At 63.7% G+C, this 25,214-nt stretch carries 25 protein-coding genes; 11 read left to right on the top strand and 14 right to left on the bottom strand.

Annotated features, from left to right (window positions below):
• Window positions 1-265 precede the first annotated feature (265 nt).
• Both BXA07_RS25480 and BXA07_RS25475 read right to left on the bottom strand, forming a co-directional pair.
• Entirely contained in the window at window positions 266-2,083 is a 1,818-nt protein-coding gene (locus tag BXA07_RS25480; protein WP_139335751.1) for a DUF4153 domain-containing protein, read from the bottom strand.
• Window positions 2,084-2,184: 101 nt separating this feature from the next.
• Complete coding sequence (locus tag BXA07_RS25475) at window positions 2,185-2,622, bottom strand: hypothetical protein (protein WP_076572088.1); 438 nt, start codon at window positions 2,620-2,622, stop codon at window positions 2,185-2,187.
• A gap of 82 nt (window positions 2,623-2,704) precedes the next feature.
• Between BXA07_RS25475 and BXA07_RS25470 the strand changes: the two genes are divergently transcribed.
• Window positions 2,705-3,088, top strand: a complete 384-nt coding sequence (locus tag BXA07_RS25470; RefSeq protein ID WP_076572086.1) for a MerR family transcriptional regulator — start codon at window positions 2,705-2,707, stop codon at window positions 3,086-3,088.
• Complete coding sequence (locus BXA07_RS25465; protein WP_076572084.1) at window positions 3,075-3,494, top strand: DUF4952 domain-containing protein; 420 nt, start codon at window positions 3,075-3,077, stop codon at window positions 3,492-3,494. Before BXA07_RS25470 ends, BXA07_RS25465 begins: the two co-directional genes overlap by 14 nt.
• 106 nt (window positions 3,495-3,600) lie before the next feature.
• On the opposite strand, the gene BXA07_RS25460 is transcribed toward BXA07_RS25465, so the two are convergent.
• The 4 genes from BXA07_RS25460 to BXA07_RS25445 all read right to left on the bottom strand — a co-directional run bounded on the left by BXA07_RS25460 (window position 3,601) and on the right by BXA07_RS25445 (window position 7,912).
• Complete coding sequence (locus tag BXA07_RS25460; RefSeq protein ID WP_076572082.1) at window positions 3,601-4,245, bottom strand: choice-of-anchor C family PEP-CTERM protein; 645 nt, start codon at window positions 4,243-4,245, stop codon at window positions 3,601-3,603.
• 228 nt (window positions 4,246-4,473) lie between these two features.
• Window positions 4,474-5,778 carry an isocitrate lyase gene (gene aceA / locus BXA07_RS25455; RefSeq protein WP_076572080.1) on the bottom strand — a complete coding sequence of 435 codons (1,305 nt, stop codon included), beginning with the start codon at window positions 5,776-5,778 and terminating at the stop codon, window positions 4,474-4,476.
• 350 nt (window positions 5,779-6,128) lie between these two features.
• Window positions 6,129-6,623: a ribonuclease E activity regulator RraA gene (rraA, locus tag BXA07_RS25450; protein WP_076572079.1), complete on the bottom strand. Its 495-nt coding sequence runs from the start codon at window positions 6,621-6,623 to the stop codon at window positions 6,129-6,131.
• A 38-nt stretch (window positions 6,624-6,661) separates the two neighbouring features.
• Window positions 6,662-7,912: an MFS transporter gene (locus BXA07_RS25445; RefSeq protein WP_076572077.1), complete on the bottom strand. Its 1,251-nt coding sequence runs from the start codon at window positions 7,910-7,912 to the stop codon at window positions 6,662-6,664.
• Between the two features lie 100 nt (window positions 7,913-8,012).
• Here BXA07_RS25445 and BXA07_RS25440 point away from each other — a divergent pair, with 100 nt between their 5' ends.
• The gene (locus tag BXA07_RS25440; protein WP_076572075.1) at window positions 8,013-8,813 is read left to right on the top strand and encodes an AraC family transcriptional regulator; all 801 of its coding nucleotides are present in this window, start codon (window positions 8,013-8,015) and stop codon (window positions 8,811-8,813) included.
• Window positions 8,814-8,836: 23 nt separating this feature from the next.
• Here the strand turns inward: BXA07_RS25440 and fliD are convergent, their stop codons facing one another.
• The 4 genes from fliD to alr form a co-directional block, all read right to left on the bottom strand.
• Window positions 8,837-10,222 (bottom strand): flagellar filament capping protein FliD, encoded by a 1,386-nt coding sequence (gene fliD / locus BXA07_RS25435; protein ID WP_076572106.1) that lies wholly within the window; start codon window positions 10,220-10,222, stop codon window positions 8,837-8,839.
• 227 nt (window positions 10,223-10,449) lie between these two features.
• Complete coding sequence (locus BXA07_RS25430; RefSeq protein ID WP_076572073.1) at window positions 10,450-10,770, bottom strand: PilZ domain-containing protein; 321 nt, start codon at window positions 10,768-10,770, stop codon at window positions 10,450-10,452.
• Window positions 10,771-10,901: 131 nt separating this feature from the next.
• Window positions 10,902-12,278, bottom strand: a complete 1,377-nt coding sequence (gene radA / locus BXA07_RS25425; protein ID WP_076572071.1) for a DNA repair protein RadA — start codon at window positions 12,276-12,278, stop codon at window positions 10,902-10,904.
• Window positions 12,279-12,351: 73 nt separating this feature from the next.
• Entirely contained in the window at window positions 12,352-13,443 is a 1,092-nt protein-coding gene (gene alr, locus BXA07_RS25420; RefSeq protein ID WP_076572069.1) for an alanine racemase, read from the bottom strand.
• Window positions 13,444-13,700: 257 nt separating this feature from the next.
• Here alr and lplT point away from each other — a divergent pair, with 257 nt between their 5' ends.
• The gene (lplT, locus tag BXA07_RS25415; protein WP_076572067.1) at window positions 13,701-14,963 is read left to right on the top strand and encodes a lysophospholipid transporter LplT; all 1,263 of its coding nucleotides are present in this window, start codon (window positions 13,701-13,703) and stop codon (window positions 14,961-14,963) included.
• Window positions 14,964-15,028: 65 nt separating this feature from the next.
• On the opposite strand, the gene BXA07_RS25410 is transcribed toward lplT, so the two are convergent.
• Genes BXA07_RS25410 through tsaB form a run of 4 tightly spaced genes read right to left on the bottom strand, consistent with a single transcriptional unit; the run spans window position 15,029 to window position 18,048 of the window.
• A complete protein-coding gene (locus tag BXA07_RS25410) occupies window positions 15,029-15,967 on the bottom strand; it encodes a DUF1853 family protein (RefSeq protein WP_076572065.1) in 939 nt (312 codons plus the stop codon).
• A complete protein-coding gene (locus BXA07_RS25405) occupies window positions 15,960-16,838 on the bottom strand; it encodes a uracil-DNA glycosylase (RefSeq protein WP_076572063.1) in 879 nt (292 codons plus the stop codon). The genes BXA07_RS25410 and BXA07_RS25405 overlap by 8 nt, the downstream gene beginning before the upstream one ends.
• A complete protein-coding gene (gene rimI / locus BXA07_RS25400; RefSeq protein WP_076572061.1) occupies window positions 16,835-17,326 on the bottom strand; it encodes a ribosomal protein S18-alanine N-acetyltransferase in 492 nt (163 codons plus the stop codon). Before rimI ends, BXA07_RS25405 begins: the two co-directional genes overlap by 4 nt.
• Window positions 17,323-18,048 (bottom strand): tRNA (adenosine(37)-N6)-threonylcarbamoyltransferase complex dimerization subunit type 1 TsaB, encoded by a 726-nt coding sequence (tsaB, locus tag BXA07_RS25395; protein ID WP_076572059.1) that lies wholly within the window; start codon window positions 18,046-18,048, stop codon window positions 17,323-17,325. Before tsaB ends, rimI begins: the two co-directional genes overlap by 4 nt.
• Before the next feature lie 242 nt (window positions 18,049-18,290).
• Between tsaB and dapC the strand changes: the two genes are divergently transcribed.
• The 7 genes from dapC (at window position 18,291) to dapE (ending at window position 25,158) form a co-directional block, all read left to right on the top strand.
• Entirely contained in the window at window positions 18,291-19,520 is a 1,230-nt protein-coding gene (gene dapC / locus BXA07_RS25390) for a succinyldiaminopimelate transaminase (protein WP_076572057.1), read from the top strand.
• Between the two features lie 13 nt (window positions 19,521-19,533).
• Complete coding sequence (gene dapD, locus BXA07_RS25385; RefSeq protein ID WP_070223998.1) at window positions 19,534-20,361, top strand: 2,3,4,5-tetrahydropyridine-2,6-dicarboxylate N-succinyltransferase; 828 nt, start codon at window positions 19,534-19,536, stop codon at window positions 20,359-20,361.
• Window positions 20,362-20,482: 121 nt separating this feature from the next.
• A complete protein-coding gene (locus BXA07_RS25380) occupies window positions 20,483-22,030 on the top strand; it encodes an FAD-dependent oxidoreductase (RefSeq protein ID WP_076572054.1) in 1,548 nt (515 codons plus the stop codon).
• Between the two features lie 115 nt (window positions 22,031-22,145).
• On the top strand, window positions 22,146-22,838 hold the full coding sequence (locus BXA07_RS25375) for a hypothetical protein (RefSeq protein WP_139335750.1): 693 nt from the start codon (window positions 22,146-22,148) through the stop codon (window positions 22,836-22,838).
• A gap of 10 nt (window positions 22,839-22,848) precedes the next feature.
• The gene (locus BXA07_RS25370; RefSeq protein WP_083708530.1) at window positions 22,849-23,469 is read left to right on the top strand and encodes an RES family NAD+ phosphorylase; all 621 of its coding nucleotides are present in this window, start codon (window positions 22,849-22,851) and stop codon (window positions 23,467-23,469) included.
• Between the two features lie 126 nt (window positions 23,470-23,595).
• Window positions 23,596-23,952 (top strand): ArsC family reductase, encoded by a 357-nt coding sequence (locus BXA07_RS25365; RefSeq protein WP_076572047.1) that lies wholly within the window; start codon window positions 23,596-23,598, stop codon window positions 23,950-23,952.
• A 69-nt stretch (window positions 23,953-24,021) separates the two neighbouring features.
• Window positions 24,022-25,158, top strand: coding sequence for a succinyl-diaminopimelate desuccinylase (gene dapE / locus BXA07_RS25360; protein ID WP_076572044.1), 1,137 nt, complete (start codon window positions 24,022-24,024; stop codon window positions 25,156-25,158).
• Window positions 25,159-25,214: the final 56 nt, after the last annotated feature.

The raw sequence follows: 25,214 nt of genomic DNA, 5'->3' as shown, positions 1-25,214 counted from the left end.
CATATCCCTCGGTACCTGGTACCTCAGCAGGTGCATTGGGTCTAATCTTGATTGTCATAAATTGGGCTGATGTGACCGGCTCCCACGGCCGGAGTCGGACAGGATGTCTTGGTCGGCCAAGCACTTTATGGCCGCTTCTGGCCGGTTGCCGTCATTGGCAGGTTCCGCCAGATACCGGACGGTCTGAATGATCCAGTGCACGAAGTTGCTGCCTTCGAAACTAGCAAGAGGATTGGTCCGGTGCACCACATCCTCTCACTGCCAATTACGGCGTCGCCGCCGTCTCCTCCGGGCAGCTCACCTCGTCCTCCTGCGTATACAAGGTCATCGGCACGCGCTGGCCGTCGACTTCCAGCTCGCGCACTTTCGGCGGCACCAGCTGGAACTCGCCCGCCTGCAGTTTTTCGCGCAGGGGCTTGCAGCGCAGGGCGTCCGTGGGGATTTGCCCGCGCGCGGTCCAGCTGCCGTCGTCCTTTTCCGCCAGCAAGACAGAAGAGGCACGCGGGTCGTTACTAATCAGCAATACTTCCTGCTTGCCGTCGCCATCGAAATCGAGCAGGTAGGCGTCGCACTGCTGGCCTGCCCGCTTCAGGCAGGCGGGCAGGCGCCAGGCCGGGCCCACTTGCGTCCAGTCCTGGCGCAGGAAGCTGTCCGGCAGCTTCGCCGTGGCCGGGCGCAGGGTCAGGTTGATCGACACGTCGCTCAGTGCGCCCGTCTCGTCGAGGCGGTTCTGGCGCTTGAGCATGGCCTCGGCGCGGGACCGCACGATGGCCGCGTCCGCTCCCGTCGTGCGTTTCGTCAATTCCTGCAGGGCCGCCTGGCCATAGCGGGCACCCTCGAAGCGCAGGTATTCGAAATCGAACTTGTCCACGCCCACCTTGCCGCTGTCCAGCCGTGCCATCTGGCTGGCCACGGAAATGCGCGCCGGGTCGGCCAGCGGCGAGAACAGGGCGAACAGCACCAGCAGGGTGACGAAGGCGGTGGCCACGTTGACGTTGGCGATCAGGTGCAGCCAGTCGCCGTACTTGCTGGCCGCCCAGGCGTAGCCGACGGCGTAGCAGGTGGCGATCAGGAGGCAGGCGGCCGCGATCAGGCGGTCGGAGGTCCAGCCATGCGACATCACGCGCAGGGTCAGCGCATAGATGGCAATGCCCACCACCCACGGCAGCAGCAGGCAGGCCAGGCGCGTGCCCAGGCGGATGCCGCGCGCCACGCCATGGCCCACTTCGCCATTCTGGAAGGCGGCATTGATCAGCACCACCAGCACGCCAGCCATGCCCAGCAGCACGGACGCCGCATGGCGCGTGGCCCACAGGCGCTCGAAGCCGATGAAGGGCAAGGTCAGCAGGAAACCGGAGACCAGCACGGCGGCGATAGGCATCAGCCACGACAGCAGCACCAGCAGCAGGGTGCGGATGCCGCGCACGATGGACGGGCGCACGTCCGTGATGTGGATGGCGAAGGAAAACGCGAAACAGATGACGGGAATCACGAACCAGGCCTGGCCCAGCAGTTTTTTCAGGAAACTGAGCTTGATCAGCAGGAACAGCTGCCCGCCCAGCCACAGCACCAGCCACAGGCCCAGCACGAACAGCAGGGAGAACAGCAGCTGGATGCCCAGCTTCCAGGCGATTTCAAAATACGTCGGATAGCGGGCGATGCGCCGGCCATCCTGGGCGCTGGCCAGCACCAGCGCGTGGGCAATATAGAATCCCACCACGCAAAAACCGAACAACTGGGCGGAAATGACGCGCAGGGGCGCGCCCGGCTTGTAGTTGCCCCAAATCACGTGTTCGGCGCCGCGCGCCACGTCGTGCCAAGCCAGCACGGCCAGCACGGCGGCCGCGCCCGCCATCCACAGGCCGATGCGCTTCCCCGACATGTGGCCCAGGCTGGACACCAGCAAGATGGGCAGCAGCAGGCTGACCAGCATCAGCGGACCCAGCAGGTACGCTTCCGTGGCGGGCCACACCTTGTCTTGTGCCGTGCTGTACAGCCAGTACAGCAGCAAGCCTTGCAGCAGGCCCGTCACCAGGCGCGTTACCGCGATGCGCGGCGCCACCACCGGATCGAGCAACGCCATGTTTTTTCCTGCGGCATCCTGCTGCATAATCATTCCCTTAGAGTCGTTCATTGCAGTCATTGTTGCACTGCGAGCACGGCCATTATTGCATTTCGTTATCGTCATCTCAACAGCGATTCGTGTGCGCGCCCTTCCCGCCCGACTCCGGCGCGCTGCAATGGCAGGCTTTGCGCCAGGCCCCAGGCCAGTTCCGGCACGAGGAACAGCCACAGCAGGGGCTGGCCCGTCTCCAGCAGCGCCCACGCCATCCAGGTGGAAAACAGGTAGCGGGCCGCCGCGTCATAGCGGCCGAAGCGTGGCTGCGGATCGAGCATGCGCAGCACCGACCAGACCAGCACCACGCTGCCGAACAAGCTGCTGATCAGCAGATGCAAGGGTCCGAAGAGAGGCAGCGGCGCGCCGCCCAGGCTCACGTTGAGGGCGTTCAAGTGCTCGCGCAGCAGCAAAAACGTCCATGGCGTGGCAAACGGGGCCGTCATGAGCACATCATAGATGGCGCTGGCGCGCACTACGCGGCGGAAGGCGGAAACGGACAACATGGCAACTCCTGTCGTTGGAAAGCGCCCATGATCAAGCCTGGAGTACACTCCATGGTCAAGCATTTTATGAAAGAAAAGAACCATGCAGATCGGCGAGATGGCGCAGGCGACGGGCTTGAGCCGCGATACCCTGCGCTTCTATGAAAAACGGGGCTTGCTGCGCGCGCGGCGCGGCGCGAATGGCTACCGCGACTACCCGCCCGAGGCGGCAGACTGGCTGCGCTACCTGCGCACGGCGCAGCAGCTGGGCTTTACCCTGGCCGAAATCGAGGCCGACATGCCGCTGCTGGCGGCCGCCGGCGACCCGGCCACGGCGGAACCGCTGCGCGCGGCGCTGGCGCGCAAGCTGGGCGAAATCGACGCGCGCATCGATGGCTTGACGCAGCTGCGCGGCGAACTGGTGCGGCGTATGGGGGCGGCAACGGCCGCGTGCCCGCTGCAGGGAGGCGCCAATGAAAACCGCTAAATTACTGCCGTGGCTGCTGTTGCTGGGCGCCGGCGGCGCGCAGGGCGCCCCCCTTGCCTGCGGCGACTTCCTGTCCCGGCTGGGGCAAAAACCCGCCTACATCGTCTACCAGGGTTGCCAGCAAAACAGGGAGCGCCAGGACCAGCCCTTCGAGGCCCGCTACGAGGTCGATGGCAAGCATGCGCGGCAGGCGGAAGCCTATCTGCGGCGTACGTATGGCTTGCCCAGGCTCCAGCGCTATTGCTGCGTGTGGGACAGCACGCCCCACTCCTGGCGCGATCGCCGCACGGGCTACGGCTATATATTAGGCATGGCCACGGGCGAAACGCCGGTCAGGACGCGCAAGGCCTGGCCGCGGATCGGGCGCTTTGTCGTGCAGGTCGACGGCTACGCGCAAGACCCCTGAAAAGCAAAAACCGCCTGTGCGACGCAGCAGGCGGTTTTGAGTTGGAACAAGGCCGGACTTCGAGCCTGTCCCGGTAGATGCCTACATCCCCTGCGGGGATAGGCTCTTATCTGGCGGCCTTGCGGCGGCGCAGGAAGCCCATCAGACCCAGGCCGGCCAGCAGCATAGCGTAGGTTTCCGGTTCCGGCACGGCGGCCATCACGGAAACGTTGTCGATGACGGCGCCCGAGTAATTGTCGAACGGCGTGCCGGCCTTGGCGGCGCTGGCAAACGACAGGGTCGCCAGGCCCGTGGAGGCGGCCGTAAAGCTCAGGGTATTGCTGTACAAGGTGTTCGAGGCGGCGGCCGTCGAATAGAAGTTCTGCGTCACGCCACCGAAATTGACGGCCACGCCCTGGCCGGCAGGGCCGCCCGGATTGCGCGCCATGTCAAAGGCCAGGTTGTAGGTCTGGCCGGCCACGACATTGAAACTTTGCGACAGGAAACCAGGGCCAGGCGTGCCCAGCATGTCGATGCTGTAGCCGTTGATGGCGTTGTAGGCATTGCGGATCAGGTCGACCGAGGAAGCGCCCACCGTCCAGCCGCCGATGGCCGAGGAACCGCTATTGACGACATGAAAGCCGCTGGAAAACGTGTAGCCGGGCGCGACCGACTCAAAATCGCCATTCGTGATCAGGTTGACGGGGCTGGCGCTGGCGCTGCCGGCAGCGAACAGGGCAACTACAACTGCGGCGATGGAGGCGATTTTCATGGCGTTTTTCCTTGCTTTAATGATATTTAACTTACCTTAATGAAATCATATAGGAGCGCGGGGAAAAACACAAAGAACTTTCCAAAAAAATATTGAATGTGGATATATTGTAACGAATGGTGCTCGCGCGATGGCTGGCGCCAGACAAAAAAGCCACAGCGGCCAGGGCGCGCCGTGGCTTTTCCTTGGACGGGGATGTGCCTCCCCTGCACGTCTCCCCTCGCGTCCTTAAATCTGGGCAAGCTGCCTGGCCTCGAAGAATTGTTCATCTTCCGTCGAGCCGTGCAGTGCCGTGGTCGAGCTTCGCCCCTGCTGGATGGCTTGCGTCACGGCATCGAAGTAGCCGGTGCCCACTTCGCGCTGGTGCTTGACGGCCGTAAAACCTTTTCCCGCCGCCGCAAATTCCGCTTCCTGCAACTCCACGAAGGCCGACATCTGCTTGCGGGCATAGCCGTACGCCAGGTTGAACATGCCGTAGTTCAAGGCATGGAAGCCGGCCAGGGTAATGAACTGGAACTTGTAGCCCATGGCGCCCAGTTCTTTCTGGAACTTGGCGATGGTGGCGTCGTCGAGGTTTTTCTTCCAGTTGAACGAGGGCGAGCAGTTGTACGCGAGCATCTTGCCGGGGAACTCGGCGTGCACGGCGTCGGCGAATTTTTTCGCAAACAGCAGGTCCGGCTTGCCCGTTTCACACCAGACGAGGTCGGCGTACGGCGCATAGGCCAGCGCGCGCGCGACAGCCTGGTCCAGGCCGGGACGGGTCTTGTAGTAGCCTTCCACCGTGCGCTCGCCCGTGCAGAAGGGCCGGTCGCCGGCGTCCGCGTCGGACGTCAGCAGGTCGGCCGCTTCCGCATCCGTGCGGGCGATCACGAGGGTTGAGGTGCCCATGACATCGGCCGCCAGGCGCGCCGCCGTGAGCTTTTCCACCGCCTCGCGCGTGGGCACCAGCACCTTGCCGCCCATGTGGCCGCACTTCTTGACGGACGCCAGCTGGTCTTCGAAGTGTACGCCGGCAGCGCCCGCGTCTATCATGGCCTTCATCAGTTCATAGGCGTTCAGCACGCCGCCGAAGCCCGCCTCCGCATCGGCCACGATGGGAGCGAAGAAATCGATGTCGTCCTTGCCTTCCGACCACTGGATCTGGTCGGCCCGCGCCAAGGTATTGTTGATGCGCCTGACGACGGTGGGCACGGAATTGGCCGGGTACAGCGACTGGTCCGGATACATTTCACCGGCATTGTTGGCGTCTCCGGCGACTTGCCAGCCAGACAAATAAATGGCTTTCAAGCCCGCCTTCACCTGCTGCATCGCCTGGTTGCCCGTCAGCGCGCCCAGCGCATTGACAAAGGGTTCATTGCCCAGCAGATGCCAGAGTTTTTCCGCGCCCCGCCGCGCCAGCGTGTGTTCGACCTGCACGGAACCGCGCAGGCGCACGACATCGGCCGCCGTATAGTTGCGCACCACGCCCCGCCAGCGCGGATTGCCATCCCAGTCTGCCTGCAGGGCCGCTGCCTGCTCTTCACGCGTTGCCATGGCGCTCTCCTGTTCATTGCAAAGTTAAGTGAAATCCGTTAACCCAATCATAGGCAGGTTTGTGCGAAGCAGCAACACTCTTATATAAGACATATAAGTAAAATTTTCACCCATTAAATCATACAGTTAAGGAGATTTTTTCAGGATGCGGGAGGATGTTTCTCTGCATGAGACAGCCGCAGCCACGTCACCCACGACGACATTGCGCCATATGGAATGCCATCCACGGTGATGAAAAACGGTGCCTGTCAGCAGCATAGCGCCCGCTTCGCCAGGAGACTTGCGCGGCGACAAGCGGGACAAAAAAAACGCGCCAGGCGGCGCGTCGGGCAGGTCACGCAAGGCAGGACTCAATCGAGTTCCTGGCGCGCCACCAGCACGCCGTCCGCGTCCGCATAGATCCAGTCGCCCGGATGCACGGCCACGCCGCTGATGTCCACGCGCACGTCGCGCTGGCCCGTGCCCGCCTTGTTGCTCTTGCGCGGATGCGTGGCCAGGGCGCGCACGCCGATCTGGCAGACATTGATTTCCTCGCTGTCACGGATGCAGCCGTGGACGACGATGCCGGCCCAGCCATTGCTTTCCGCCAGCACACCCAGCTGGCCGCCCACCAGTGCGCGGCGCAGGCTGCCGCCGCCGTCGATCACCAGCACATGGCCCTGGCCCGGCGTTTCCAGGGTACTGCGCACGAGGGCATTGTCCTCGAACACGTGCAAGGTGGTGGCGGGGCCGCTGAAGCGCATGCGCTGCCCAAATGCGCGGTACACGGGCGGCAGCACGGCCAGCGTGCCGTCGTCGAGCATGGCCGCATAGTCGTCGCACAGGTCGGTGGTGGCAAAAGTCATGCTATCTCCTCGTTAAATAGTATCGGATGGAAACGATTCTATGCCTTTTGCAGCGCCGCGGCGCGCGTTTTCCCGCCCACGCCCACGGCCGTGGCGATGGCCAGCGCCTGGAACAAGCCGATGAACACGAACAACAGGGCCGGATGGTTGCCATCCATCAGCGCGCCAAAGAACACGGGTCCCACGGCCAGGCCGCTGTCGAGGCCCGAATACACGACGCCATACACGCGCCCGGTGGCATTTTTCGGCGCCGCCGCGCGTATCATCAGGTCGCGCGACGGCCCCGCCACGCCCGACGTCAGGCCGATGGCGCCCATCAGCACGACGGCGCCCCAGGCCGGCACGACGGCCATGGCCAGCAGCACGGCCAGCAGCGCGGCGGCGGAGAAGGCGATCGCCACGTTGCGGTCAGGATGCGCGCTGCGCGCGCCCACCACGCCGCCGGCCAGCATGCCCACGGCCGAAGCCAGCATATAGGCCGTGTAGGAGCTCGTGGCCAGCGCCAGGCTCATGTCGTACAGCTTGACGAGGGCCACGCTGGCAAAGCTCTGGATGCCGCCCAGGGCGATGGCGGTGATGAAGAAGAAGGCAAAGCACATCCACACGGCCGGCAGGCGCAGGAAATCGAGCGTGCCTTCGCCGCCGGCGGGCTGGCCTGGCGCCGCCTGCTTGACAGGCTCCGGACGGATGGCGTGGCGGTTCAGGAACAGGATCAGCAGCACGGCAAACGGCAGCACGGCCGCGCACTGCAGCGCAATGCGCCAGTCGTAATGGGTGGCGACATAGGTCATGAACAGGGGCGACAGGGCCCAGCCGATGTTGCCGCTGATGCCATGCACGGAAAAACCGTAGGCCACGCGGGCCGGCGAGACGCGCTGGTTGAGGATGGTGTAGTCGGCCGGGTGGAACACGCTGTTGCCCATGCCGGCCAGCATGGCGCCCAGCATCAGCGCCGCATAGCTGTGCGCGGTGGACAGGGCCAGCGCCGAGACGCCCAGCAGAAACACGCCGGCAAACAGCACGGCGCGCGCGCCGAAGCGGTCGACGACAAAGCCTGCCAGCGCCTGGCCCACGCCCGAAATGATGAAGAACACCGTCATCAGCAAGCCCAGCTCCGCGTACGACAGGCCGAAGGCGGGCTTCAGCCAGACGAACAGGGCCGCCAGGATCAGGTGGTAGAAGTGCGAAATGCCATGCGCCAGCCCTACCAGGGCGATGACGCGCGCATCGCTGCGCAAGGTTGGCGGCGACTGCGGGGGCAACTGCGTTGCCGGCTTAGTTGTTATCATGTCATACCCTGTCTTATACTGATGAAGCTCAAGTGTATGCAAAAAACCATCGTCTGTTTTCCGACAGAACGACATAATTTATCGAATTAAGGCCAAGCTGATGGGTGTACCTATCCTCCACCATACCCGCATGTGTCCGCCAAGGGAGGCGCCCAGTGCGACCGTCCCCGTGACCATGGTCGCGCGCGACCTGCAAACCGATGAATTTCTCTTGCCGCACAGCCATCCCTGGGGCCAGGTGACCATGGCGCTCGAAGGCGTGCTGCGCATTACCGCCAACAACAGCAGCTGGGTGCTGCCGCCCATGCGCGCCATCTGGATCGCGCCCAACGTGGAGCATGCCGTCACGATACTGGAAAAAACGCGTTTGCGCCCGCTGTGCATCCATGCCGCGCGCGCGCCGTTCGCGGGCCAGGACTGCAAGGTGCTGGAAGTGTCGAACCTGCTGCGCCAGCTGATCATGGCGCTGGAACAGCTGGACCCGGGCCAGGAACCGGCGCGCGAGGCGCTGCTGGCCGAACTGATACTGGACGAGCTGAAACGCTCGGACACGCGCCCCATCCGCGTGCCCTTGCCCAGCGACAAGCGCTTGAAAACCCTGTGCGACAGCCTGATCGACAAGCCGGGCCTGAACCAGACGCTGGAACACTGGGCGCAGCAGGTGGGCGCCTCGGAGCGGACCCTGGCGCGGCTGTTCGAACGGGAACTGGGCATGAGTTTTGGCCAGTGGCGCCAGCAGGTGCGCCTGGCGCACGCGGCGCCCATGATCGCGCGCGGCGTGCCCCTGTCGCAGGTGGCCGAAGAACTGGGCTACGCCAGCCAGTCGGCGTTTTCCGCCATGTTCAAGAAGACGTTCGGCAGCTCGCCGTCGGCCTTCTTTGCCCAGGGCGAGCGAATGTAGCAGGCGCGCCAGCGCGCCGCGCTTCAGGCCATGAAGTCGAAGAGCGAGTTTTTGCCGGTATAACCGGGCAAAGCCGAGTTCGTGCCCATCTGCTCCTGCGCCGAATATGCCTTCACCAGCGCCTGCGCCTGGGCCGTCAGCGCCTTGGCCAGCACGGCCTTCTTGTTGGTGAGGGTGGTGATGTCCTTGCCGACCGCTTGCACTTCCTTGCGGATGATGCTCGTCTCGCCCGTCAGTTCGCCGATCTTGCTGGAAAACTGGTCCGCCACGCCCTTGCCGTTGTTCGTAAACAGCTTGCTGACGGCATCGGGATCGGCGGCGATGGCGGCCTTGAGTTTTTTCTCGTCCAGTACCAGTTCGCCGCTTTTGCCCAGGGTCACGCCGGCGCTGCTCAGCACGGATGCCGGCACGCCCGTGCTGGCCGTGCGCAGCACCTGCTCCATCTGCGAACGCACCTGGCCCAGGGCCGTGTCGGATTTCAAGTCGCCCTGCTGCAGGCTTTGCAGCTTGCTGTTGAGCTCATTGTAGGCGCTGACGAAGCTGGCCACGTTGGTGGCGATCTGGCTGCTGTCCTTGGCGATGACGAGGTCGGTCGTGCCCTTGGTCTTCAATTCGATGGTGGCGCCCTCGATGGCCGTCGTCAGGGTGTTCGTGGCGCTCTTGATGTCCTTGCCGTCGATGGTCAGCAGCGCATCCTGCGCGGCGGCCGTCTGCTGCATGCCCTTGCCGGAGCCGGGCGCGTAGGACAGCAGGTTGCCGACGGCGGCGTCGCCGGAGACACTGATGCGCATGCTGCTGTCGGCGCCGCTCTTGCCGTTCAGGGCCAGCGAATAGCCATCGGCGCCCTTCACGACGCTGGCGTCGATGCCCTGCTGCTTCAGGGCGGCGGCGATGCCGTCGAGGCTATTGTTGCTGCTGTCAATGGTCAGCGAAACGATCTTGCCGCTGCCGGGCGTGAATTGCTTGCCGTCCGTGCTGCCCACTTCGATCTTGACCAGCGCCGGCGCGCCCGTGCCGATGGCCGTGCCCGACGATTTCTGCGCGCCGCTCAGCAGGGTCTGCCCCTGCGCCAGCTGCTTGATGTTCATTTCATGGCTGCCGCTGACAGCCTTGTCGGTAGTGGTCGCGCTGACCACGCCCTTGGTGCTCGACGTGGCCGAGGTGGCCAGGCCGCTGCCGGCCATGTTCTTGGCCACGGTCTGGAATTTCGCCAGCGCCGATTGCAGCTGCCCCAGGCCGGAAAACTTGGCCTGGTCGCGCGCCAGGCTGGCGTTGAGCTTGACGACGCCCGTGTTCTGCGACTGCATCTGGCGCTCCACCTTCGCATACACGTCGGCCGAGATATTGCCCTGCGTCGTCTGCTGCGTGTTGTTGGTAAAGGCCCTGCTGTTGATGGTCGAATTAAACATGGTAGGCATTCCCGTCGGTGTATGGTGATGGCACACGGTTCAGGTCATGACCGCGCTGCGCTGGAAACGGACGACAGGCGCACGTGGCGCGGCAAGGTCCTCTTCTGGTTGATAATTATGCAGTATTACTGGAATATCAAAACAGCGAACAGAACAGGTTTTTCCTGACTGCACACCCATATGCACCATTTTAGCGCATCTGCCATGCGCTACCGTCCGGGCCTGCCTCAGCGCATGAACTTGGCGATGGCGCTGCTGACGGCCATGTCCAGCTGCAGGAAAGTCAGTCCCACCTTGAAACCTGCACTGCTGAAAATGCAATGCGACACGGCCGTGCGCGCCTCAACGATATGCGCCTTGCCATCATAAAACAGCTCGAACAACACCTTGCCCTGCTTGCCTGCCGGCACCGGATCGGCGATCACGGCCGACATGCCGCCCGGCCCCACGTCGAGGGTGCGCGCCGCCACGGGGCCTGCGCCATCGATCACCAACATTGCCTTGGCACGCAATATCTTGCGTGCGCCCTGCCTTTGTTCAACTGACACTGTATTCCGCTTCTCTATCAATTCATTGTCGACGCGAACTCGCTGCGCGAATCCATCGGACAAATATTATAGTTCTAAACGGAAACTTTGTTTGACTTGCCTCAAACTTGGCATTTAAACCATACCAACTTTTACTCGTGATCGCGCAGCTTGTTGAACGCCTCGTCGATGCGCTCGACGCCGATGACCTTGATGCCCTCGATGACCTGCTTGGGCAGGTTCGACTTGGGCACGACGGCCAGGGTAAAGCCCAGCTTGGCCGCTTCGCGCAAGCGTTCCTGGCCACGCGGCGCGGGCCGGATTTCCCCGGCCAGCCCCACTTCGCCAAACACGACAAGTCCGCGCGGCAAGGGCTTGTTGCGCATCGAGGAGTTAATCGCCAGCAACACGGCCAGGTCGGCCGCCGGTTCCGTGATCTTGACGCCGCCGACGGCGTTGATGAAGACGTCCTGGTCGAAGGCAGCGATGCCCGCGTGGCGGTGCGCCACGGCCAGCAGCATGGCCAGGCGGTTCTGCTCCAGGCCGACGGACAGCCGGCGCGCATTGGGCAGGTGGCTGGTGTCGACGAGGGCCTGGATTTCCACCAGCAGGGGGCGCGTGCCCTCCTGCGTCACCATCACGCACGAGCCTGGCACCTGGTTGTCGTGCTGCGACAGGAACAGGGCCGACGGGTTCGACACCCCTTTCAAGCCTTTTTCCGTCATGGCGAACACGCCCAGCTCATTGACGGCGCCGAAACGGTTCTTGATGGCGCGCACGAGACGGAAGCTGGAATGGGCGTCGCCCTCGAAGTACAGCACCGTGTCGACGATGTGCTCGAGCACGCGGGGGCCGGCCAGCGCGCCCTCCTTCGTCACGTGGCCGACTAAAATGATGGTCACGCCCGTCTGCTTGGCCGCCCGCGTCAGCTGCGCCGCGCATTCGCGCACCTGCGCCACGGAACCGGGCGCCGAGCTGAGGGCGTCCGAATACACGGTCTGGATCGAGTCGATGACCACCACTTCCGGCTTCAGGTCGTGCAAGGTGAAGAGGATCTTTTCCAGCTGGATCTCCGCCTGCAACTTGAGTTCCTTGGCGTCGATGACGAGGCGCTTGGCGCGCAGGGCGATCTGCGCCCCCGATTCCTCGCCGCTGACGTACAGCACGCGCTTGTGGTGCGACATGTTGGCCAGCGCCTGCAGCAGCAGGGTCGACTTGCCGATGCCGGGGTCGCCGCCGATCAGCACGACGCCGCCCGCCACCATGCCGCCACCCAGCACGCGGTCGAATTCCTCGATGCCCGTGCCGAAGCGGGGCACGTCGATGGCGTCGATATCGTCGAGCGACAGCACGGGCGCCGTCTGCGCCAGCGACATGTGCTGCGGGTTCGAATAGCGGTTGTTGCCGCCCGTTTCGGGCAGGGTTTCCACCATGGTATTCCACTGGTTGCACGAGGTGCATTGCCCCATCCATTTATTACTGATGGCGCCGCAATCGCTGCAGGTGTAGATGGTCTTGACTTTTGCCATGGTGTACTTTGCTCAGGTGAAATGAAACAGCTGGTTATATATACAGTATATACAAACCGCGCTTGCGCGTCACCTACGCTGCGCTCACCGGTACGCGCGGCGCCAGTGCGCACATCAACTCGTAGCCGATGGTGCCGGCGGCCAGCGCCACCTCGTCGATCGGCATGCCCTGTCCCCACAAGGTGACGCTGCTGCCGACCTTGGCGCCCGGCACGTGGGTCAGGTCGACCATCAGCATGTCCATCGACACCCGGCCGATCAGCCCCGTGCGCACGCCGTCGACGAGCACGGGCGTGCCTTCGGGCGCGTGGCGCGGGTAGCCGTCCGCGTAGCCGCAGGCCACCACGCCCACCTTGACGTTGCCGGCCGCTTCATAGCGGCTGCCGTAGCCGACCACCTCGCCGGCGGCGATATCCTGGATGCCAATGATGCTGCTGCGCAAGGTCATCGTGGGCAACAGGCCGAAGTCCTGCGCCGACGTGCCGCCCGGTGCGCCGCTGGGCGTGCCGCCGTACAGCATGATGCCGGGGCGCACCCAGTCGCTGTCAAGCCGGTGCAGCAGCAGGCCGGCCGAATTGCACAGGCTGCGGGGCAAGCTTGTGCCGATGCTGGACGCACCCGCCTCGAAACGCAGCATCTGCTGGGCCAAAGGCAGGCGCGTGGGCGCCGCCTCGTCCGCATTGGCGAAATGCGTCATCAGGGTGATCGTGCCGATATGGGGGATGGCGCGCAGGCGCGCATAGGCGCCCGCCACCGCTTGCGGCGTAAAGCCCAGGCGGTTCATGCCCGTATTCATCTTCAGGTGGACGTCGATTTTGGCGGGCAGGCGCGCCGCCTCCAGCATGGCGATTTGCTCGACACAGTGAACGCTGCCGTTCAGCTTGTACTGCGCCATGACGGGCAGATCGCTGGCGTCAAAAAAACCTTCCAGCAGCAGGATGGGCTTGCTCCAGCCCAGTTCGCGCAAGCGCACGGCGTAATCGACCTCGACCAGGGCCAGGCCATCGGCATCGGCAAAGCCCCGCATGGCCCGTTCCAGGCCGTGGCCGTAGGCATTGGCCTTGACGACGGCCCACACCCTGGCGCCGCGTGCGCAGGCGCGGGCACGCGCCAGGTTATGTTGCATGGCATCGAGATGAATGGTGGCGATGAGGGGCCTGGGCATATGCGTCGTTCACGGCGGGTGGGAAAGCCGTATTTTACCGGATGAGCCGGATGCGGGCGGCGGGCCTGCCTGACAGGCGTGCAGGATGCGCGCCCACGATAGCATTTATAAAATGTTCACATGTATGTGTATTTTTCTACGGCAGAATAATTAAGCTTCGCTTAGGCAAGACAATGCAAAGCAGCCCCTTCCAAACTTGGGGTTTGCCGTTTTTTCGTGGTATAAAGCAAGCCAGATATGATTTCAGGCATTCCAGAATGAATCGTGGTTTTTATACCATCATGGCGGCGCAGTTCTTTTCCTCGCTGGCAGATAACGCCCTCTTTTTCGTCGCCGTCGATTTATTGGTGTCCATGAAATCCCCGGCGTGGATCACGCCGCTGCTAAAACTGTCATTCGTGCTGTTTTACGTGCTGTTGGCCGCTTTTGTCGGCGCCTTTGCGGATGCATTGCCCAAGGGCAAGGTCATGTTCATCGCCAACATGGTCAAGATCTTCGGCTGCGCCCTCGTCTTCTTCCACGTCCACCCGCTGCTGGCCTACGCCGTCGTCGGCTTTGGCGCGGCCGTGTACTCGCCCGCCAAGTACGGCATCCTGACGGAATTGCTGCCGCCGGAAAAGCTCGTGGCGGCGAACGGCTGGATCGAAGGCCTGACCGTCACCTCCATCATCCTCGGCACCGTCATGGGCGGCGCGCTCGTCAGCGGCCACGTATCGGACATGCTGCTCTCGTTCGACCTGCCCTTCGTCGACACGGGCATCACCACCAAGACGGAAGCGGCCCTGTGCGTGGTGGTCGGCATCTATGCGCTGGCCACGCTGGCCAACCTGAAGATTCCCGACACGGGCTGCGTGTACGCGCACCAGGAACGCAATCCTATCAAACTGATCACCGATTTTGCCAATTGCTATTCCATCCTGTGGAAAGACAAGCTGGGCCAGATCACCCTGGCCGTGACCACCCTGTTCTGGGGCGCCGGCGCCACCTTGCAGCTGATCGTGCTGGAATGGGCCAAGCAATCGCTGAACATGCCGTTCGACAAGGCGACCAGCCTGGTGGGCGTGGTGGCCATCGGCGTGGCGGCCGGCGCCGTGCTGTCGGCGCGCTTCATTCCGCTGCGCAAGTCGCTGACCGTCATCCCGCTGGGCATTGCCATGGGCGTGATCGTCATGATGATGACGCAAGTGCATTCCGTGTGGATCGCCTACCCGCTGCTGGTGCTGATCGGCGCCCTGTCCGGCTTCTTCGTCGTGCCAATGAATGCCCTGCTGCAACATCGTGGCCACGTGCTGATGAGCGCAGGCCACTCGATCGCCGTGCAGAACTTCAATGAAAACCTGTCGATCCTGACGATGCTGGCCGTGTATTCGATCATGATCCGTTTGCACCTGCCGCTGAATATCATCATCATCCTGTTCGGCCTGTTCGTCGCCGGCACCATGTACGCCATCATGCGCAAGCACAAGCTGAACCAGGCCGAGCATGACAATCTGTCGCTGATTGGCGAGCAAAAACACTAAGCCCAAGCAGGGTCTGGGGTCAGACTTTAAAGTCTGACCCCGGATGTCGTTTTGGGCTCAGCGTCTTAAATCGGTAAAGCACCAGCCAGCCGCCGCGCGGCAGCCTGCTCCGTCCAAGTACCGGGCACGACAAAACCGCGCGTGCGTTCCACTTCCCAGCCTTCGACAGTATCCACCGTGGCCACCATCACCGGTTGCGCCAGATCAAACAACTGCGCGCGCAAGGCCTCCACGTCCAGCACGTCGACGTCGCGCCCCTTGAACGGCGCCAGCCATTGCAAACGCGGCAGCACGACATAGCGCTGCTCCGGCAGTTGCGCTGGCGTGCACCAGAAACCGTGTCCGTGCTCATGGGAAATGCCTGCCATGCCGGGCGCCGTACCGAGGGCGTAAAACAGCCAGCCCTTGACGAGCGCCTGCGCCGCCCGCACGGGCCGGGCCAGCAGGCTTTGCGCGGCCGGATGGCGGGACAGGGCCAGTTGCTTGTCGAGAATCTTGCGCATCTTCAAGCCCAGGGTATCTGCCAGGTTGGGGCCGATCAGGTGGTGGAAGACGCCGGGATCGGCACTGCCTTCGAGCAGATAAAACTTGGTGGCGAATTCCCAGTGCAGCAGCTCGTCGCCGTCATGCAGCAGGAAATCGAACTCGCCCACCGTGTCGTTGCGGTTGACCTGCACCTGCAAGCCGTGCGCAGCCAGCAGGCCCTGTTGCTCAAAATAAAAGGCCAGCAGCTTTTCAGCATACAGGCCCAGGCGGGAATAGAATTTCGGCCCCAGCGCCGCATCGAGCGGCGACGGGTCATCCTGCAGCGCCCCCAGCCACGCCGCCACGGCGGGTGTGACAGCAGGCAAGCTGGCGATGCGCCCGCCCCAGTGCACGCTGGCCGGGTCGAGCAAGTCCGGCGAATCGAGCAGCCAGGCCAGCGCGCGCACGCGGGGCTGCGTCAGATGGCCCCAGCGGCGTTCAAAGCGGGCCTGGAAGGTAGCGACGGCTGTATCAACCACCGTGCGTGCTTTTCGCCAGGCACAGGTCGGCCCAGGCGCGCGCCTTGGCCTTGCCCGTCTCGTCCTGCAACAACATTTCCGGATGGAAGGTGGCAATGACGGACGCATTGCCCAGCTGGCGCACCTTGCCGCGCACGGGTTTTTCGCCGGGATTGATGCCGGCGGCGGCCATGGAACCGAGCGTCAAGATAGTGCGCGGCAGCAGCAGGGCCAGTTCGCGCTCAAAATACGGGCGGCAAGCGGCCGACTCGGCCTCGGTGGGCAAGCGTTCCTGGCCCGCCGCGTCGAGCGGACGGCATTTCAGCAGGTGCGTAATATAGACATCGCGGCCCGCATCGACGGCGATGGCTTTCAACATATTGTCGAGCAATTTGCCCTGTTCGCCAGGCAAGGCGCGCCCTTCGCGCTCTTCCAGGCGCGACGGGCTGCTGGCCAGCATCAGCCAATCGCCCTGGCGGTCGCCACGGCCCATGACGACGCCCTTGCGCGTCCTGCACAAGTCGCAGCGCGCGCATTTGGACACGGCGACCGCCAAGCCATCCCAGTCGAGGGCGGCGATGTCGGCGTCGCTGAGCTGCTTCACGGGCGCTGGCGCGGGCGCGTCGTCGAACCAGGCCGTGTCGTCGGGCGCGGCGGCGGGAACTGGCGTAGCGGCCACGGCGGCGGGCGCCTCGACCCTTACCTCCGCGACCACCTCGGCAATCACCTCGGTCACTGCTTCAACGGCTTCGGCCACGGGCTCCGCCACGGCGACTTCCACCTCCACGGCAGCCTCGACGACAATATCCACGGCCTCGGGCGCGGCGCCCTGGCGCAAGCGCCACAGGGGGCCGACGCCCATTTCATCGAGGAAAACGGCGCTGCGGCTCATAAGGTATAACGCATCACGATGGCGTCCTCACGTTGCGAATTGGCGGCCGGATAATATCCCTTGCGCCGGCCTATCTGTTCAAATCCATAGCGTTGATAGATGTCGAGCGCGCGCGTATTCGACGGGCGCACTTCCAGCAGCATCGATTCCATGCCCAGCTGGCGCGCACAGGCGCAGGCCTGGTTCAGCAGGAAGCGGCCCAGTCCCTGGCCCTGGATGGCGCCCTCGACGGCCACGTTGAGCAAGTGCGCCTCGTCGACGACCAGCATCAGCAGGAAGTAGCCGAGCAAGGTGCCGTCCACGTCGCGCAGCACCCAGGCCGGGTAGCCGCTCTTGAGGGAATCGACGAAGTTGCCGTGCGTCCAGGGATGCGGATAGACGCGCTGTTCCAGCGCCAGCACCTCAACGAGGTCCGCCTCGACCATCGGCTGATAGTCAAGGCGCAGCAAGTCCCAGCCTGCGGCACCGCCCTTGCCTGCCTCGCTCATTGCGCGGACTCCGCGGCGGCCTTGGCCTGCTGCATGTCGAGGCGCTCGGCAGTGGTATAGGCGATCTTGTTGCGCAAATACAAAGGCTGCGCCTCGGCCGCCGTCACGCACTGGCCGGCCGCAAACGCGATGCGGGCCAGCTGCGCCACCTGCACGGCATGCGGCATGATGGCGGCGTCGGCCGTGGCGGCGCACGGCAGCGCGGCCAGCGCTTCGGCATAGGCGCCAAAACCGTTGCCGCAGCCGGCCACGTCGCCTTGCGGCGCCACGCCGGCCGGCGCGCTCAGGGCCGGCGGCAGCACGGCCTGCAAGCCGTTCTGGTATTCATATTGCGCCCAGTACACCTCGCCCATGCGGGCGTCGAGCACGGTCACGATGTGCTGTGCGCCATGCTGCTGGTGGCAGGCGAGCGCCATGGCGTCGAGGGTAACGACGGGCACGACGGGCAAATTGGCGCCATAGGCCAGGCCTTGCGCGATGCCGCAGGCCGTGCGCACGCCCGTAAACGAACCGGGACCGGAGCCGTAGGCGATGGCATCGACGTCAGCCAGGGTCACGCCCGCTTCGGCCAGCAATTCCTGCACCATGGGCAGAATCGACTGGGAATGGGTGCGCACGCCCGACGAGGCGCGGGACAGGACGACATCGCCGCGCAGCAAGGCGCAGGAGGCGAGTTCGGACGAAGTTTCAATGGCAAGCAGGGTGGGAAGTAAGGTAGACATAGCGTATTTTACCTTGCCGCGCCATGGCACGGCACTCCCCGCTGCGGCATGGCGTGGCAAGCCGGGCAGCGATCATGCCGGTACGGCTTGAGGCGGCTTGCACAGCGGGTCCGCGAGGACGGCTATAATGAAAGACGCAGCTAAATATGTGACCGGCATCAAGTCTGCCGCGCCAAGCAATTATTCACTTAGCAGCAATCGCTTAGCAACATCGTCTTTCCACTCTTGCCCTGGTCCGTTCCGTGAATCCACTTCTTGCTAAACTGCAACCATATCCGTTTGAAAAGCTGCGCCAGCTGTTTGCCGGCGTGACGGTCAACCCCGAATACGCGCCCATCAGCCTGGGCATGGGCGAACCCAAGCACCCGACACCAGCCTTCATCGAGCAGGCGCTGGTCGACCATATCCACGGCCTGGCCAGCTATCCGACCACCATCGGCTCGGAAGCCTTGCGCGGCGCCATTGCAGGCTGGCTGGAACGCCGCTACGGCATCCCCAAGCTCAATCCTGCCACGCAAATCCTGCCCGTGAACGGTTCGCGCGAAGCGCTGTTTGCGCTGGCGCAAACGGTGATCGATCCCTCGGCCGGTTCGCTCGTGATCAGCCCGAACCCGTTTTACCAGATCTATGAAGGCGCGGCCTACCTGGCGGGCGCCGAACCGTATTTCGTCAATTCCGACCCGGCGCGCAATTTCGGCTGCGACTACGACAGCGTGCCCGCCTCGGTATGGGAAAAGGTCAAGCTGCTGTTCCTGTGCTCGCCCGGCAACCCGACGGGCGCCGTGCTCACCCTGACAGACTGGGAACACCTGTTCGCCCTGTCCGAGCGCTACGATTTCGTCATCGCCGCCGACGAGTGCTATTCCGAAATCTACCACGGCGACACGCCCCCGCTGGGCGCGCTGCAGGCGGCGCACATGCTGGGCCTGTCCACGGTCGAGCGCCCATATGCGCGCCTGGTGGTGTTTTCCAGCCTGTCGAAGCGCTCGAACGTGCCGGGCATGCGCTCGGGCTTTGTCGCCGGCGACGCGGAAGTGCTGAAAAAATTCTTGCTCTACCGAACCTACCACGGCGGCGCCATGAGCCCTGCCGTGCAGGCGGCCTCCGTCGCGGCCTGGAACGACGAAACCCATGTCGAGGAAAATCGCGCCAAGTACCGCGCCAAGTTCGACGCCATCACGCCGCTGCTGCAATCGGTGATGGACGTGCAATTGCCGGACGCCGGCTTCTACCTGTGGGCCGACGTGAGCCGCACGGGCCTGTCCGACACCGAATTCGCGCAACGCCTGTACGCCGAATATAATGTCACGGTATTGCCTGGCAGCTACCTGGCGCGCGACGCGCACGGCATCAATCCGGGCCGCAACCGCATCCGCATGGCCCTGGTGGCCGAAACGGCCGAAGGGCTGGAAGCGGCCTTGCGCATAGTAAAATTCTGCCAGCAGCTTTCCGCATCCGCATCAACTCACTAAACAAGACATCATCATGAGCCAACAACTGCAAACCATCATCGACCAGGCCTGGGAAAACCGCGCCGAGATCAATCCCCGCAACGGCACGGCCGAACTGCGCGACGCCGTGTCCCACGTCATCAATGGCCTGGACAACGGCAGCATCCGCGTGGCGGAAAAAACCTCGGGCGACTGGGTCGTCAACCAGTGGGTCAAGAAAGCCGTGCTGCTGTCGTTCCGCCTGGAAGACAACGTCGTCCTGCCATCCGACGGCACGATGCAGTTCTACGACAAGGTGCCGACCAAGTTCGCCAACTACACGGCCGAAGACTTCGCCAAGGGCGGTTTCCGCGTGGTGCCGCCAGCCGTTGCCCGCCGTGGCAGCTTCATCGCCAAGAACGTCGTGCTGATGCCGTCCTACGTCAACATCGGCGCCTACGTCGATGAAGGCGCCATGGTCGACACCTGGGCCACCGTCGGCTCCTGCGCGCAGATCGGCAAGAACGTCCACCTGTCCGGCGGCGTCGGCATCGGCGGCGTGCTGGAGCCGATGCAGGCGAACCCGACCATCATCGAAGACAACTGCTTCATCGGCGCCCGCTCGGAAATCGTCGAAGGCGTGATCGTCGAAGAAAACTCGGTCATCTCGATGGGCGTGTACATCGGCCAGTCGACCAAGATCTACGACCGCGCCACGGGCGAAGTCACCTACGGCCGCGTGCCGGCCGGCTCCGTCGTGGTCTCGGGCAACCTGCCTTCGGAAGACGGCAAGTACTCGCTGTACTGCGCCGTCATCGTCAAGCGCGTGGATGCAAAGACCCGCGCCAAGACCGGCATCAACGAACTCCTGCGTGGCATTTGATCGTTGCGCTGTGAAGCATAAGTAATACCTGAATGTCCCGCTCCGGCGGGACATTTTCATTTCCGACTAGCAACTTCAATCGTCCCGCCCCCGCTTCTCATCCTGTCCTATACTGGATGGCATGAATACTCCTCCCGTCTTGATCGTCGGCGCCGGTCCTACCGGCCTCATGCTTGCCTTGCGCCTGGCGCGCCATGGCGTCGATTGCCGCATCATCGATAAAAACAGCGGCCCCGGGCAGGCGTCGCGGGCCATGGCCGTGCATGCGCGCACCCTGGAGTTTTACCAGCAACTGGGCTTTGCCGACGAGCTGGTCAGCCTGGGCATCAAGATCAATGCCATGCACATCCATGAAGGCGGCGAGGAGCTGGTGAAACTGGCGCTGGGCGAGATCGGCGAGGGTCTGAGTCCCTATCCTTTCGTGCTGAGCCTGCCCCAGGACGAGCATGAACGCTTTCTGATCAGCAAGCTGGCGGCGGCCGGCGTGCACGTGGAATGGAACGTCACGCTGGACCTGTGGACGCAGGACGATAGCGAAGTGCAAGCCATCCTGCTCAACAATGGCGAGCGCCAATATTGCACCTTTGACTACATCTGCGGCTGCGACGGCGCCCGCAGCAAGGTGCGCGAGATCGCCGGCTTCGAGTTTTCCGGCGGCACCTACGACCACCTGTACTATGTTGCCGACGCGCAAGTGGCCGGCAGCAACACGGATTTGCACGCTCACCTGGGCGCGAATTCGTTTGCGCTGATGCTGCCCGTGCGCACCAGCGGCATGCAGCGCCTGATCGGCATCCTGCCCGACCGCCCGGAAGGGGCGCCGGCGCCCGTCTTTGACGACGTGCGCGGCGACGTGGAAACCCTGCTGGGCATCCACGTCGAACATGTGAACTGGTTTTCCACCTATAAAGTCCATCACCGGGTAGCGGGCCAGTTCCGCGCGCGGCGCTGCTTCATCCTCGGCGACGCGGCCCATCTGCACAGCCCCGTGGGCGGCCAGGGCATGAACACGGGCATGGGCGACGCCGTCAACCTGGCCTGGAAACTGGCGCAAAAGCTGCGGGGCCAAAGCAACGATGCCCTGCTCGACACCTATGAAAGCGAGCGCATCGTGTTTGCCCGCAAGCTCGTCGCCACCACCGACCGCGCCTTCCTGGCCATCGTCGCGCAGGGCATGGCCGGGCAATTCCTGCGCCGATGGCTGGTGCCGCACGCGCTGCCCTTCCTGTCCGGCTTCGCGCGGGCGCGCCGCTTGCTGTTCAAGACCGTGTCGCAAATCGAGATCAGCTATGAAGACAGCGCTTTGTCCGCCGGTCATGCGGAATACCTGCGCGGCGGCGACCGCCTGCCGTGGTTCTCGGACGGCACACAAGACAATTTTATCGCCCTGCGCAGCATGGATTGGCAATTGCACATCTACGGCAAGGCGGCACCGGAACTGCTGGACGAGGCGCGCGTGCTGAAACTGCCCGTGCATTGCTATACCTATAACGTGGCCGCCAAGCTGGCCGGCCTGGGCCGCGACGCGGCCTACCTCGTGCGCCCCGACGGCCACATCGCGCTGGCCCTGCACCTGCAGGAAAGCGGCGCCCTGCGCGCCCTGGCCTTGCGGCTGGGGCTGCATTTCGGTCCGCAAGAGATGGGCAAGACGGCGCCCCGCCCTGTGTAAGAAACAACGCCGCAGGTTTGTGCTGCATCAAGGCGGATGGATTTAATCTCCTTGCTTTGTTTGCTTTGTTTGACTTGATATCCTATGCTGAGACTTGCATTTCAAGGATACGGCCATGTCGAACACACATCGCAACCACTCAACAACTGACCAGCCCACCTGCGAGGCCGAAGATGCTGAATCGGCATCCCCGCTGGCTGAGCAGCTGGCCGCCACACTGACCGCCAGCGCCACTGGCTTGCGCTTCAACATTGCGCAAGACACCTTCCAGGAAGCCTATGCATCGCTGCTCGACGCCGTGCCGCGCGATGATCGCCCCGCACTGCTGGCGCAAATGCGGCGCGACCTCGATATCGTGGCCGAGCGCGAACTGAGCCTGGCAAGCGGCAGCGACACGCAGGCGGGCCACGTCAGCACCCGGCAATTCATGCGCGGCCTGGAAGAACAGGAACGGCAGCAGCGTGAAAAAGACGTGGCCTCGCACAGCTTGCTGTCCGGCCCCGAATTGCGTGCCCGGCTGGCAGTCACGCCGCAGGCACTCAGTGCTGCATTGAAAGCCAGGCGCCTGTTCGCCTTGCGCGGCGCCTCCGGCGAATATGTTTATCCGGCATTTTTCGCCGATCCCCGCCACGACCGCCACACCCTGGAAAAAGTCAGCAAGATTCTTGGCGACTTGCCCGGCGCCGCCAAATGGGATTTTTTTACCGTGCCGCGCCTGTCGCTGGGCGGCAAGTCGCCGCTGCAAGCCTTGGCCAAAGGCAAACTCGATGCCGTGATGGCGGCCGCGCGCGCCTGCGCCGACGAATAGCGGCGCCACGGTGGCAACCTTGCGCCTGCCCCGCCTGCCGCAACTGCCCGCAAGCTTGCAGACGGTACGCTGCGATCCCGCCGCCTTGTACCGGGTTTCCGGCCACGCCACGGGCGAACCCTATTTTGGCAGGGCGAATACCCACCGCTTCGACGCTCCGCACCCGCAAATGGCGGCCCGCTTCGGCACCTGCTATCTGGGCGCGTCGCTGGCCGTTGCGCTGGCTGAAACCTTGCTGCACGACCGCAAGCCCATCCGCAACCACTTCATCGTCGGCCTGGCCGTGATACAGGCGCGCTTTGTCATACGGTTCACGGGAGAAACACTGGTCCTGGCCGACCTGACGGGTGCGGCCCTCAGGAAGCTGGGCGGCCACGCTGGACTCAGCGGCACATCGTCGTATCAGACGACCCAAGCCTGGTCGGCCGCCATCCATGCGCATCCGGATGAGGTCGATGGCATGCTCTACATGTCGCGCCACAAGAATGATGAAACGGCAACGGTGCTGTTCCACCGCGCCGCGCCCAAGCTGGCGATGTCATCGGCCACGCCCCTCTCGGTCCATCCGGACTTCGGCCAGGTGGCCACGCAACTGGGTATCCGCAGCGCCTGGCCTTCAACCTGCCCGTAACATGCAACCGTGTTGCACTGCCGCATCGACTGCGCATCGACTGTATAATGGCGGCTACCATCGCATTTTTCTCTGGCGCAAGCGCCGCGATCAAGCGAACCGCACTCATTCCCCTTAGCCCTACCCATGACGATCATTACACTCTACGGTATCCCCAACTGCGATACCGTCAAAAAGGCCCGCACCTGGCTGGCCGCGCAGCAACTCGATTTCACCTTCCACGACTTCAAGAAGCAGGGCCTGGAACGCGCCACCGTCGAGGCGTGGCTGCAGCAATTGCCGTGGGATGTGCTGGTCAACAAGAAAGGCACGACCTGGCGCGCCCTGTCCGACGAGCGCAAGGCGTCGATCACCGACGACGCCAGCGCCCTGGACCTGATGCTGGAAAACCCGTCCATCATCAAGCGCCCCGTGCTGGACAAGGATGGAAAGTATAGCGTGGCGTTTTCCGATGCGCAGTACAAGAGCATTTTTTCAGTTTAAACCCGACACCTGCAAGGCTGGGGCCGTACGGGGACGCCGAGTCCCAAGGGTACGCCCCCGCTCCACACCATGACCACCTCCAAAACCCTCGCCCTGACCGAAAAACTGATCGCCCTGTCCTCGGTCACGCCCGATGACAAGGGCTGCCAGCAGCACCTGATCGATATCCTCACGCCGCTGGGCTTCGTCTGCGAAACGATACAGTCGAACGACGTCACCAACCTGTGGGCACGCCGTGGCACCACCTCGCCCGTGTTCGTCTTTGCCGGCCATACGGACGTCGTGCCCACCGGCCCCGTCGAGCAATGGCGCTCGGAACCGTTCATTCCCACGCACCGCGACGGCAAGCTGTACGGCCGTGGCGCGGCCGACATGAAAACGTCCATTGCTGCCATGGTAGTTGCCTGCGAGGAATTTATTGCCGCCACGCCCGAACACACGGGTTCCATCGCCTTCCTGATCACCAGCGACGAGGAAGGCCCGGCCACGGACGGCACCGTCATCGTCTGCGACAAATTGAAGGCGCGCGGCGAGCAGATCGACTATTGCCTCGTGGGCGAGCCGACCTCGAGCGCCCAACTGGGCGACATGATCAAGAACGGCCGCCGCGGTTCGCTGTCGGGCCGCTTGACGATCAAGGGCGTGCAGGGCCATATCGCCTATCCGCACCTGGCGAAAAACCCGATCCACGAAGCGGCGCAGGCGCTGGCCGACCTGGTCGAGGAAAAATGGGACGCCGGTAACGAATATTACCTGCCGACGTCGTGGCAAATGTCCAACATCAACGCGGGCACGGGCGCCAACAACGTGATCCCCGGCGACATGGTGATCGACTTTAACTTCCGCTTTTCCACGGCCAGCACGGCCGAGGGCTTGCAGGAGCGGGTGCACGCCATCCTCGACAAGCATGACTTGCAGTACGATTTGCAGTGGACCCTGAGCGGCCTGCCCTTCCTCACGCCGCGCGGCACGCTCTCCGATGCGCTGTCGTCCGCCATCCTGGAAGAAACGGGCCTGACGACGGAGCTGTCGACCACGGGCGGCACCTCGGATGGCCGGTTTATCGCGCAAATCTGCCCCCAAGTGATAGAATTCGGGCCGCCCAATGCCAGTATTCACAAGATCGACGAGCATATCGAACTGCGCCACATCGATCCCCTGAAGAATATTTACCGGCGCACGCTGGAGCATTTGCTGCCCGTCTGAACCAGAATACCGAGGCCCGTCACGGCGGGCCAGAACACCGTCTTTTCGAGAATGCC

The sequence above is a fragment of the Janthinobacterium sp. TND4EL3 genome, from assembly GCF_900156175.1.
Taxonomy (GTDB): Bacteria; Pseudomonadota; Gammaproteobacteria; order Burkholderiales; family Burkholderiaceae_D; genus Janthinobacterium.
The sequence above is the reverse complement of the archived record's forward strand: the minus strand, read 5'-3'. Positions and strand labels throughout refer to the sequence as shown.

Bases quoted from the DNA above. Each gene is read 5' to 3' on its own strand.
- BXA07_RS25445 (WP_076572077.1), bottom strand. From the start codon at position 7,912: ATGATAACAACTAAGCCGGCAACGCAGTTGCCCCCGCAGTCGCCGCCA.
- BXA07_RS25475 (WP_076572088.1), bottom strand. From the start codon at position 2,622: ATGTTGTCCGTTTCCGCCTTCCGCCGCGTAGTGCGCGCCAGCGCCATC.
- rraA (WP_076572079.1), bottom strand. From the start codon at position 6,623: ATGACTTTTGCCACCACCGACCTGTGCGACGACTATGCGGCCATGCTC.
- lplT (WP_076572067.1), top strand. From the start codon at position 13,701: ATGAATCGTGGTTTTTATACCATCATGGCGGCGCAGTTCTTTTCCTCG.
- fliD (WP_076572106.1), bottom strand. From the start codon at position 10,222: ATGTTTAATTCGACCATCAACAGCAGGGCCTTTACCAACAACACGCAG.
- tsaB (WP_076572059.1), bottom strand. From the start codon at position 18,048: ATGTCTACCTTACTTCCCACCCTGCTTGCCATTGAAACTTCGTCCGAA.
- BXA07_RS25405 (WP_076572063.1), bottom strand. From the start codon at position 16,838: ATGAGCCGCAGCGCCGTTTTCCTCGATGAAATGGGCGTCGGCCCCCTG.
- alr (WP_076572069.1), bottom strand. From the start codon at position 13,443: ATGCCCAGGCCCCTCATCGCCACCATTCATCTCGATGCCATGCAACAT.
- BXA07_RS25480 (WP_139335751.1), bottom strand. From the start codon at position 2,083: ATGGCGTTGCTCGATCCGGTGGTGGCGCCGCGCATCGCGGTAACGCGC.
- BXA07_RS25365 (WP_076572047.1), top strand. From the start codon at position 23,596: ATGACGATCATTACACTCTACGGTATCCCCAACTGCGATACCGTCAAA.
- rimI (WP_076572061.1), bottom strand. From the start codon at position 17,326: ATGAGCGAGGCAGGCAAGGGCGGTGCCGCAGGCTGGGACTTGCTGCGC.
- BXA07_RS25460 (WP_076572082.1), bottom strand. From the start codon at position 4,245: ATGAAAATCGCCTCCATCGCCGCAGTTGTAGTTGCCCTGTTCGCTGCC.
- BXA07_RS25380 (WP_076572054.1), top strand. From the start codon at position 20,483: ATGAATACTCCTCCCGTCTTGATCGTCGGCGCCGGTCCTACCGGCCTC.
- dapD (WP_070223998.1), top strand. From the start codon at position 19,534: ATGAGCCAACAACTGCAAACCATCATCGACCAGGCCTGGGAAAACCGC.
- BXA07_RS25440 (WP_076572075.1), top strand. From the start codon at position 8,013: ATGGGTGTACCTATCCTCCACCATACCCGCATGTGTCCGCCAAGGGAG.
- BXA07_RS25470 (WP_076572086.1), top strand. From the start codon at position 2,705: ATGCAGATCGGCGAGATGGCGCAGGCGACGGGCTTGAGCCGCGATACC.
- aceA (WP_076572080.1), bottom strand. From the start codon at position 5,778: ATGGCAACGCGTGAAGAGCAGGCAGCGGCCCTGCAGGCAGACTGGGAT.
- radA (WP_076572071.1), bottom strand. From the start codon at position 12,278: ATGGCAAAAGTCAAGACCATCTACACCTGCAGCGATTGCGGCGCCATC.
- BXA07_RS25375 (WP_139335750.1), top strand. From the start codon at position 22,146: ATGTCGAACACACATCGCAACCACTCAACAACTGACCAGCCCACCTGC.
- BXA07_RS25465 (WP_076572084.1), top strand. From the start codon at position 3,075: ATGAAAACCGCTAAATTACTGCCGTGGCTGCTGTTGCTGGGCGCCGGC.
- dapE (WP_076572044.1), top strand. From the start codon at position 24,022: ATGACCACCTCCAAAACCCTCGCCCTGACCGAAAAACTGATCGCCCTG.